Below are 9,906 nucleotides of genomic sequence, written 5' to 3'. Positions count from 1 at the left end.
GCTCTTAGGCCCGGGGAGGGCCCTACGAAAACCCTCTCCGGGCCTGAGAGCCCGACTCTCCCAGAGGGAGAGTGATGCCGAATTCAAGGTTGCGGCGCTGGCTTAAGCACGTCGGCATGAATCTTTCGGTGAAACCCCGCGACAACACCCTCCCGCGCAGCGGGAGGGTGATGCCGAATTCAAGGTTGCGACGCTGGCTTAGCTTTGTTTGCTGCGTCGCTTGCGGGTTTCGCTGCCGCGTACGCCGCCGGGGCCTTTGCGGGGTTTGCGCCGCGGCTTGCCGCCGGCGTCGCGATACTTCTGGGCGGGACCGCGCCGCGGTCCACCACTGCGATGGTCGTCGGCCAGGTAACGGATTCGCAGTTGCCGGCCGCTGACCCAAGTATTGCGGAGGGTCTGGTAGATATCGCGGGGCATTCCCTCGGGCAGGTCGACGATGCTGAACGATTCCTGAATCGAAATCGGCCCGATGAAGTTGCCTTCGATGCCGGCTTCGTTGGCGATTGCGCCCACGATATTGCCTGGGGCCACGCCGTCCCGGCGACCGACTTCGATGCGATAACGCTTCATGCCCGGGGCCGGTGGTCCCAGGCGTCGCCCAGGGCTGCGGCGGCCGCCGTGGGGGCCGCCCTCGGAGCCGTCTTCGCGATGCGAGTCGCGATGGTTTTCGTGTCGCTGGCGACGCTCCGCCTTGGCAGCTCGGGGTTGGTCTTTCAGCAGGAAGGGGCGGCCTTGTTGAGCGATTTCCGCTAGAGCCGCCGCGATCATCTCCATCGGCTTGCCGCTTTCCTCGGCGTACTCGCCAAGGATCTGCTTGAACATCGAGACGTCTTTCTCGGCCGTGACGTCGGTGATCTGCTGCTTGAATTTGGCCAGTCGGGCGTCGTTGATCTGGGCCGTGGTCGGCGGCTGGATCACCTCGATGGGCTGGCCGGTGGTCCGTTCGATGATTCGCAGGCGATGGCGCTGCGAGCGGGACAGAAAGATCAAGGCTTCGCCCGCCCGGCCCGCGCGTCCGGTGCGGCCGATGCGGTGCACGTAGGATTCGCTGTCGTGCGGCAGGTCGAAATTGATCACGTGACTGATGCGAGCCACGTCCAGTCCTCGGGCAGCCACGTCGGTTGCCACCAGGATATTCAGGTGACCTTGTTTCAGTTGGTCGACGGTGCGTTGGCGGACCTTTTGAGGCATGTCGCCATTGAGGGCGGCGGCCGACAGCCCTTCGCGGCCGAGCGCCTCGGCGACCGTCACGGTGGCTTCCCGCGTTTTGGTAAAGATGATCACGCCGTCGGTGGGTTCGATTTCCAGCGTCCGCTTCAGCACGTCGATCTTTTCATGGCCGGCTACGAAAACGGCTCGTTGCCGGATCGAAGCGGCGGTCACGGTCTTGTTCTTGATCGCGATCTTGACCGGATCGTTCAGATGACGCTGGGCGATGTTGCGGATCGCCGGCGGCAAGGTCGCCGAGAACAACGCGATCTGACGCTGTTCGGGCAAGCGGTCCAGGACGAACTGAACGTCCTCCAGAAAGCCCATGTTCAGCATCTCGTCCGCTTCGTCCAGTACCAGGCAGCGGATCTGGCTCAGGTCCAACGTGCCGCGTTTGATGTGGTCGATAACCCGGCCCGGCGTGCCGACGACGACCTGCGGGCCGCGCCTGAGGGCGCGGAATTGGACTTCGTAGTCCTGGCCGCCGTAGATGGCCAGGGTGCGAAAGCCCGGGACCTGTTTGCCGTAAGTCGAGAAGGACTGGGCCACCTGGACGGCCAGCTCTCGCGTCGGGGCCAGGACCAGGGTTTGCGGGGCGGCTCGGGAAGCATCGATCGTGCTGAGGATCGGCAGGGCGAAGGCGGCGGTCTTGCCGGTGCCGGTCTGCGACTGGGCCAAGACGTCGCGACCTTCGAGCATGTGCGGGATGATCCGCGCCTGGATGTCGGTGGGGTCTGCATACCCGGCCGACGTCACCGTTTCGGCGATGGCCGGCAGCAGGTCCAGGGCATGAAAGCCCTTGGCGCTGGGCTCGGCAACCGGCTCGGTCTCGGCGACTGGCTGTGTCTCGGCGACCGGCTCGGTCTCGGCGGCCGGCTGTGTCTCGGCGGCCGGCTCGGTTTCGGCGGTTGGCCGGGTTGCTACAGCGGATTGGGTTTCGGCGGTTGGCTGTGTTTCGGCGACCGGCTGTGTTTCGGCGACCGGTTGGGTTTCGGCGACCGGCTGTGTTTCGGTGGCGGATTGGGTTTCGGCGGCGGGTTGTGGTTCGGCGACCGGGTCGGTGGCCACGGGCGGGCGGGTCTCGATCGACGGGCCAGCCTCGAGGGATTGGTCGGTATCCACCGGCGGGCGGGTCTCGACCAGGGCGCCGCCCGGGGCGGCGGTCGCTTCGCTGACGGTGTCGCTGTCTGCGTCACCGGTGGTGTCACTGATCGTGGCAACGGACGTGGAGCAAGAATCGTTGGGGGGGCAGTTATTGCCGTGCATAGACTCGTTCAATCTTCTGGAAACAGAAATGGGAAAGCAGGGGTAGACAGACCACTAGCCTCGGCCGGCGCGGTCCTGCCCAGGCAGGCGCGCGGCGGTGCAGCGGTCGATCGATGTGGAGAGTGTCGAGACGGACGTGGCATCGCTAGCGAGGCTGGGCACGCGGGGCCCGCCGGCTGGCGTGGGGGTTAGAGGTGGGAACGAAAGGGCAATGGGGTAAGCGGCACCCGACCTGGGGACCGACCGCAAGCAGGCTTGCGCGGCGGGTCCAAAAAATCCAGGTTATGTAAAGAACCTTCCGATTGTCTTGCGATAAAAAACGCAAGGCGTACCGCTTGGAGGGTTCTGAAAGCCTTCGTGCCCGGCCCGGAAGACGCTCGCTTTAACGCGTTAGCATCGCTCCAGATAGCCAGCTCTCCTAAGGCGACCGGCATTCGCCAGTCGGCCATGGTTCGTCCTCGGGCGAGCAAAATCGCCACGGGACGTCAGCCTAAATTAAAAGGCCGCTAAACACACATCGGTGTCGTAACAATAGAGACTTCGAGGGCTCTCGTTGGGCACCCAACATAGCGAAACCAGCTCGGCGGCGATAGGACGATTCTGGGCAATTGGTCGATTCGCAGTCCGCAAGCCCCTGCTATGGTGGGCGGCGGTTTCGCGGGGACGGGGCCCGCGACCGGTCGCGCCGACAACGAGGTAGAACGCAGAATGATCGTCAGTCATGTGTTGGGTGGCTTGGGAAATCAGATGTTTCAGTACGCCTTCGGGCGCTATCTGGCGGATCGATTGGACCAGCCGTTTTATTTGGATCTGCGCCACTTTGCCGATTACGATCTGCACGCCTACCAGTTGGATTATTTTCCCCACCGCGGCCTGCCGCTGCCCAGCGAACTGGCCGACCGCTGTCCGCGGGCGTTCAGCGGATGGCGAGTTCGCGCGGCGGCCCTGGTGCCTCGGCCTCTGCGCCGTCGCTTGCGGTTGGTGCGCGAACGGCCGTTCGGTTTTGACCCGCGATACCTGCGGGCAGCGCCCAACAGTTATCTGTGGGGGTACTGGCAGAGCGAACGGTTCTTTCCGGGGCATCGCGAACGGATCCTGCGGGATTTCGCGTTTGACGAATCGCGTCTGAGCGCTGCGACGCGGCGGGTCGCCGAGCAGATCGGCCGCCGTCCCAGCGTTTTTCTGCACGTGCGCCGTGGCGATTACGTGACCGACCCGGCCGCCCGCCGCGTCTACCTGCAGATGGACCGCGACTACTACCGGCAGGCGCTCACGGCGCTACAGCAACAAGTCCCCGGCCTGCAGGCGTTTGTCTTCACCAATGATCCGGCCTGGTGTCACGAGCACCTGGATCTGGGGACGCCGCTGGAGATCGTCGACCACAACACCGCGGCCACATGCCAGGAAGACCTGTACCTGATGTCGCGGTGCCGGTTCGCGATCATCGCCAACAGCACGTTCAGCTGGTGGGGCGCGTACCTGATCCAGGATCCCGGAGCCGCCGTGTACTGCCCGTCGCGTTGGACCTACCCCGAGACCGGACGCGACGACCGGCATCTGGCGGTCGATTCCTGGCGCCGCATCGAAGTGACGACCTAGTGCCGCGTCCTGGTTCTAGCGCCGCGTCCTGGTTTGGTTCTGGCGTTAGCCGATCTCCCCAGCGATCGAACCGAGGCGGCGAAAGGGTCGAGCGTCTGACGACTTCAGCCATCGCCACAGTCATATCCCTATTTTCGGCCGCGAAGCCGATGGTTTTTGGGGGAAGAAGCCGCCGGGTCGCGAACAAAGGCCGTCCAGGCGAATTAAAATGGAATCGAGCCTATCGTCTGGGCGAATCGCCCCGATCACCTGGATGGATTATGCCGATCGCCCGGGCGAATTACCCCGGTCGCTCGGGCGGGCCGCTGTTGCTCGAGGCCACCGACCCCCGCATTCTGCTGGATTTGATTGGATGAAGCTGCGTAGACCACTTTTCCCGTTCGTCGCTGTGCCGGTCCTGCTCGGAGGGTTGCTGGCAGCCGACGGAACGGCCCTTGCCCAGGACCAGCCCATCGACCCATTCGCTCCGGCGGCGGCCGAGGATCCCTTTGCCGCGCCGGCGGACGACGCGTTTGGGACCGGCGACGTCTTCGGCGCGGCCGGCGACGACGCGGACCCGGGCGCCAACCCCTTCGGTGCTCCTGGCGCTGCCGGCGAGCCGTTCGGCGGTCCGGCGGCGGCCGCGGGGGCTGTGGCTCCCGCAGAGGCGGCCCCGCCCAGCCCGGTCGTCGCGGAGCTGCGACGCTACGCACAGGGCAGCACTCGCCAATTGGCGCTGGCGATCCGCGGCGCGACCCGGATCGGCGACTGGAACGAGGTGAATGACTACCTGGCGATCCTGGCAGAACGCAAACCATCGCAGGCGGCGCTGGCCCAGGCTGCGGCCACGGTCGGCGGATCGCTGCTGGCGCGGCTGAAGTCGCGTCCGGAACTGAGCGCGGCGTCCCAGCAACAGATCGACGCCCTGCGGGCGGCCGCGCGAGCCGCGGCTGAGGACGTCGGACGCATCGACGCGGCCATCGCCCAGATCGATTCGCCGGACGTCGATCGGCGTGCCGGCGCCTTCCGCACACTGCTCTCCGGCGGCGACGTGGCGATCGCCCGGTTGGCTGCGGCGGCTGCCCTGCCCGACCCGCCGGCCGCGCGGCGCAGCATCGCCGCGGTGCTGAAACAACTCGGACGCGGTGCCCCGGCGGCCCTGCGCCAATTGGCTCTGTACGGCGCCGATGCCCAGCGGGCCGGTGCCCTGGAAACGCTGGCCCTGCTCGATCCCACCGAAGCGGTGGAAGATTTGGTCGCCGCCCTGCATGCCGAGGACGCGACGGACGCGGAACGCGCCACCGCGGTGCGTTTTCTTGCTCCGCTGTATCCCAGTCTGCCCTCCCTGAGCGAGACCGAAACCTATCTGGTGCGGAAGTTGAACGCGGCGGATCGCGTGGCCGCGCAAACCCCGGCGACCCGAACGCCGCAGGCGGGCGCACCGGAGTCGGGCGCACCGGCCGCCGGCGCACCGGCGGCGGTGGCCACGACCTGGGCGATTACCGAAGATCGCACGGCGGTCGCGCCCCAGCGAACCACGGCCCGCCTGGCGGCCGTGCAGGCTGCGGCCATCGCGGCGGGACGCTTGCAACGTTTGCCGGTCCTGGGACGTGAGGCGCTGGCCGCGGCGGTGGTCAGCGATCTGGACTACCGCGTCCAGCTGGATCCGATGTTCGGTTCGCCGGAGGACATCCAGTCGGTGCGCGCGGCATGGGGTGAAGACGCGATCGCCGGCCAGCGGCTGATGCAGTGGTTAGAAGCCGCGCTGGAGCAGGACCGCGTGGCGGCGACGATCGGCGTGCTGCGGATGTTGCCACCGGACCCGGTTCTGGTGACCTCCTACGCCAGCGAGCCCACGGCGTTGGTCGCGGCGACGCTGCACGGCGAGCCGCGGGTGCGATACGAAGCCGCTTTGGCGGTGGCTCGTACCGGCGTCGACCAACCCTATGCCGGCAGCAGTTACGTCCTGGATCGCTGGGTGGCGATGAGCCAGTTGAAGGACCGGCCGACGGCGCTGGTGGTCGAACCACGAGCCGGCGCTGCGGACCGCTTGAATGCCGAGATCGCGTCGTATGGCTACCGCGTGGAAGCGATTCGCAGTGTCCGCGAAGCCGTCCGGCGGGTCAGCCAAGGGGGCGACGTTCAGGTGATCGTCGCCACGACCCAGTTGCCGGACCTGCCGCCGATCGAATTGGTCGACCGGATCCGCCGCCAATCGCTCGGGCGGCACGTCCCGATCATTTTCTACGGCCCCCTGACCGATGGCTTGGCCGGTCTTGACGGTTCTCGCTGGGCGGCGCCGGTGCGGCGGGTGAACCCACCGCGGCCAACCATCGCGCAGGAGCGCTACCGAGTGCTGGCCGACGCCCTGCAGACGTTGTCGGAGGATTTGCGGTTCGTGCTGCATGCCCCGCCGATCCGCGTTCCTGAAAGTCCTGGCGAGGAAGGTTTCTTCCAGCACCAAACGCGGTACAACGCCGCCCTGGATCTGGTGCGGGCCGAGCAGCGTCAGGGCGCGGACCAACGCAGCGTTCGTTTTCTCGGTGGGTTACTGGATCTGGGCGAGAGTCCCGTCGCCGTGGCGCTCACGCCCGATGCCGCGGTCGAGGACCAGCAGCTGCAGGAATTGTTTGAATCGCTGAGTTTTGTTTATGAGAGCGTCGGCGACGAGGCGGGGTTGATGCGGCGTTTGGAGGAGCGCCGTCCGGTGCACTTCTTGTTTCTTCCGGCCCGGGCGATCGAGGGGAGTGCCGCGGAGCTGGTCGAGCGGATTCGGCTGCATCGGCGAGGGTCGGAGCTGCCGATCTTCATCTACGGCCATGCCACCTCGGGGCTGGGTTCTTCCACGTCGGGGCTGGGTTCTTCCGCGTCGGGCTTGGGGGACGCGCGGTTTGCGCCGGTGATTCGCCGCCGGGCGTCGATCGAACCGGCCGCCTCGTTTGGTTCGCACATGCAGGAGATCATCGATGCGGCGGCCCTGCCGCCTTTGGACGTGGACGAGCGTCAGTGGTATCGCGACCGGGCCTGGGAAATCCTAGCGGCCGTGGCGGCCGATCCGGCGCTGCAGTTTTACGATCTGCGCAGCGGCGGCATCGCCGCGGCGATGGCTTCGGCGACGTCGGGTTCAAGAGCCTCGCAAATCGCGGTATTGTCTGGCCTGGGTACCCCTTCCTCTCAAGCTGCGTTGACGGATCTGGCCGCCGCGTCCGCCCTGGCGATGCCACTTCGCGTGCAGGCGGCGGACGGGTTTGCCCGCTCGGTTCAGCGGTTTGGAACACGGCTGAGCCGCGAGCAGGTCGCGCTGCAGTATCGACGCTATAATCAGGCCACCGATCCCGAGTCCCGGCAGGTGCTGGGCACGGTGCTCGATGTCATGGAGAGTCGCGTCGCCCCCTCGGCAACCCCTACGGTGCCGAGCGAATCGGTCGAGGAGGCAGCGTCCGGCTCGGAACCCCATTGAGGCCGTACGCCCCCAGTCGTCAAGTCCAGCATGCCCGCTTTCGGTACTCCTGCAGAGAGTCAGGCCGGTCCGCCGGTCCCCGGAATCATCGGTGCTTCGCCGGCGATGCAGGAGGTGTATCGAGTGACCCGCCGCGTGGCCACCAGCAACGCCTCGGTTCTGATCCTCGGCGAGACCGGCGTCGGCAAGGAATTGATCGCCGGTGCGGTGCACCGCTTGAGCCATCGGCGGAGCGGCCCGCTGGTGAAAGTCAACTGCGGGGCGCTGAGCGAAAGTTTGCTCGAAAGCGAGTTGTTCGGCCACGTCCGTGGAGCCTACACCGGGGCGGTCGCCACTCGCCAGGGACGTTTCGAAGCGGCCGATCAGGGAACGATCTTTCTGGACGAAATCAACAGCACCAGTTTGACGCTGCAAGTCAAATTGCTGCGCGTCCTGCAGGAAGGCGAATTCCAGCGTGTCGGCGACACCACCAACCGACACAGCGACTGCCGCGTCATCGCCGCCAGCAACCGCAACCTGATGGACGAGGTGCACGAGCAACGTTTCCGCGAAGACCTGTACTGGCGGCTGAACGTGGTGCCGATCGAGATCCCGCCGCTGCGCCGCCGCCGCGAAGACATCCCCGAATTGGTGACGCACTTTCTGGAGTATTACAACGAGTTGAATGATCGTTACGTCGTGCATATCGAACCGGCGGCGCTCGAAGCGATGACCGATTACCACTGGCCGGGAAACGTCCGCGAACTGCAGAACTACATCGAACGGGCCGTCGTGATGGCCGAAGGTGACGAATTGGTCGCGTCGCTGCTGCCCGAGGAGGTCGTCGGCAGCCAGCCGGCCGCGGCCGAGGAAGTGATCGCCGCCGATGTGGAATCGTTGACCACGGCGGTTGTCCGGCAGGGGTTGAGCCAGTTGGACGCCGAAGCTCGTGACGTCCACGGTCAGATCGTCGACCGGGTGGAACGTGAAGTCATCCTGCAGGTTTTAAAAGAATGCGATGGGGTGCAGACCCGAGCGGCCGCAAGACTGGGGATCAATCGCAATACCCTGCACAAGAAAATCAAAGATTACGGACTGGACCAGCCCGAGGAGCAAGCGTGATGAAGCCCAGCGAGTCGCCGCAGACACCGGCCATGCGGCAGCGCGTCCAAGAGCTGGACTGCCAGCAGCGGCAGACGCTGCAGCTGGAGAAACTGAACCGGTTGCTCGAGCGCGTTCTGCCCGATAGTTCGTTCTACCAAACCAAGTACGGCGTCGCAGAGAAACGGCTGCGGTCTCTGGAAGAATTAACTGAGCTGCCCGTGTTGACGAAGCCCGAACTGGTCGACGACCAGCCCGGCGCCGCGGCTCGCTTCCATCACCTGCCGCGTCAGCACTATGTGCGCTTTCACCAGACCAGCGGGACCAGCGGGCGGCCGATGCCGGTGCTGGATACCGCGGAGGATTGGCAGTGGTGGATCGACACCTGGCAATTCGTGTTGGATGCGGCCGAGATCACCTCCGGCGATACGGTGGCCATGGCCTTTTCCTTCGGCCCCTTTATCGGTTTCTGGACCGCCCACGATGCGATGCTGCGGCGGCAGGCGTTGGTGATCCCGGCCGGCGGCATGAGTACGGTCGCGCGTTTGCAGTTGATCCTCAACGGCGGGGCGACCGTGCTGTGCTGTACGCCAACCTACGCGCTGCATCTGGCCGAGGTCGCCCGCGGCGAAGGCATCGCGCTGGGTGCGAGCCAGGTTTCGCGGATCATCGTGGCCGGAGAACCGGGCGGTTCGATCCCCGAGGTGCGGGCCCAGATCGAGCAGGCCTGGCAAGCGCGCGTCATCGATCACAGCGGCGCCAGTGAGCTGGGACCCTGGGGCGTGGGCGCGGCCGACGGCAGCGGATTGTTTGTGATCGAATCGGAGTTCATCGCCGAAACCTTGCAGGTCGGCAGTGAACAACCCGCCGCGGATGGCGAGCTGGCCGAGTTGGTGCTGACCGGCCTGGGACGCTGTGGCGGCCCGGCGATCCGTTATCGCACCGGCGACCTGGTTCGGGCCACCCGCAATCACGCGCACGACTGCCGTTTTCTGTTCCTGCCCGGTGGGGTGCTGGGGCGTGCCGATGATATGTTGGTGATCCGCGGCGTGAACGTGTTTCCCAGCGGGATCGAATCGGTGGTGCGGTCGATCGACGGTCTGGGCGAGTTTCGCATGATCGCCACCCGGGTGGCATCGATGGACCAGTTGGAGATCGAGGTCGAGGGCAATGGCGAAGCCGCCGCGTTGTTGTCCAAGCAGCTGCAGACCCGGTTGGGGCTGCGGGTGCCCGTGCGAGCGGTCGCCGCCGGCACCCTGCCCCGCAGCGAAGCGAAATCACGCCGCCTGGACGATCGTCGTTGATGTCTTTTT

Annotated in this window: 5 protein-coding genes; 4 read left to right on the top strand and 1 reads right to left on the bottom strand. The window is 66.0% G+C overall.

Going from position 1 to position 9,906, the window contains the following annotated elements:
• Positions 1 to 198 precede the first annotated feature (198 nt).
• The gene (locus GE027_RS19755) at positions 199 to 2,475 is read right to left on the bottom strand and encodes a DEAD/DEAH box helicase (RefSeq protein WP_153558954.1); all 2,277 of its coding nucleotides are present in this window, start codon (positions 2,473 to 2,475) and stop codon (positions 199 to 201) included.
• Positions 2,476 to 3,183: 708 nt separating this feature from the next.
• Here GE027_RS19755 and GE027_RS19750 point away from each other — a divergent pair.
• From GE027_RS19750 to GE027_RS19735, 4 genes are all read left to right on the top strand, one after another.
• Positions 3,184 to 4,074 (top strand): alpha-1,2-fucosyltransferase, encoded by an 891-nt coding sequence (locus GE027_RS19750; protein WP_162006838.1) that lies wholly within the window; start codon positions 3,184 to 3,186, stop codon positions 4,072 to 4,074.
• Between the two features lie 388 nt (positions 4,075 to 4,462).
• A complete protein-coding gene (locus GE027_RS19745) occupies positions 4,463 to 7,513 on the top strand; it encodes a response regulator (protein ID WP_162006837.1) in 3,051 nt (1,016 codons plus the stop codon).
• 30 nt (positions 7,514 to 7,543) lie between these two features.
• Positions 7,544 to 8,614 carry a sigma-54 interaction domain-containing protein gene (locus GE027_RS19740; protein WP_153558951.1) on the top strand — a complete coding sequence of 357 codons (1,071 nt, stop codon included), beginning with the start codon at positions 7,544 to 7,546 and terminating at the stop codon, positions 8,612 to 8,614.
• Entirely contained in the window at positions 8,614 to 9,897 is a 1,284-nt protein-coding gene (locus GE027_RS19735) for a phenylacetate--CoA ligase family protein (RefSeq protein ID WP_237607677.1), read from the top strand. The genes GE027_RS19740 and GE027_RS19735 overlap by 1 nt, the downstream gene beginning before the upstream one ends.
• Positions 9,898 to 9,906 lie beyond the last annotated feature (9 nt).

Source organism: Roseimaritima sediminicola, from assembly GCF_009618275.1.
GTDB classification, from domain to species: Bacteria; Planctomycetota; Planctomycetia; order Pirellulales; family Pirellulaceae; genus Roseimaritima; species Roseimaritima sediminicola.
The sequence above is the reverse complement of the archived record's forward strand: the minus strand, read 5'-3'. Positions and strand labels throughout refer to the sequence as shown.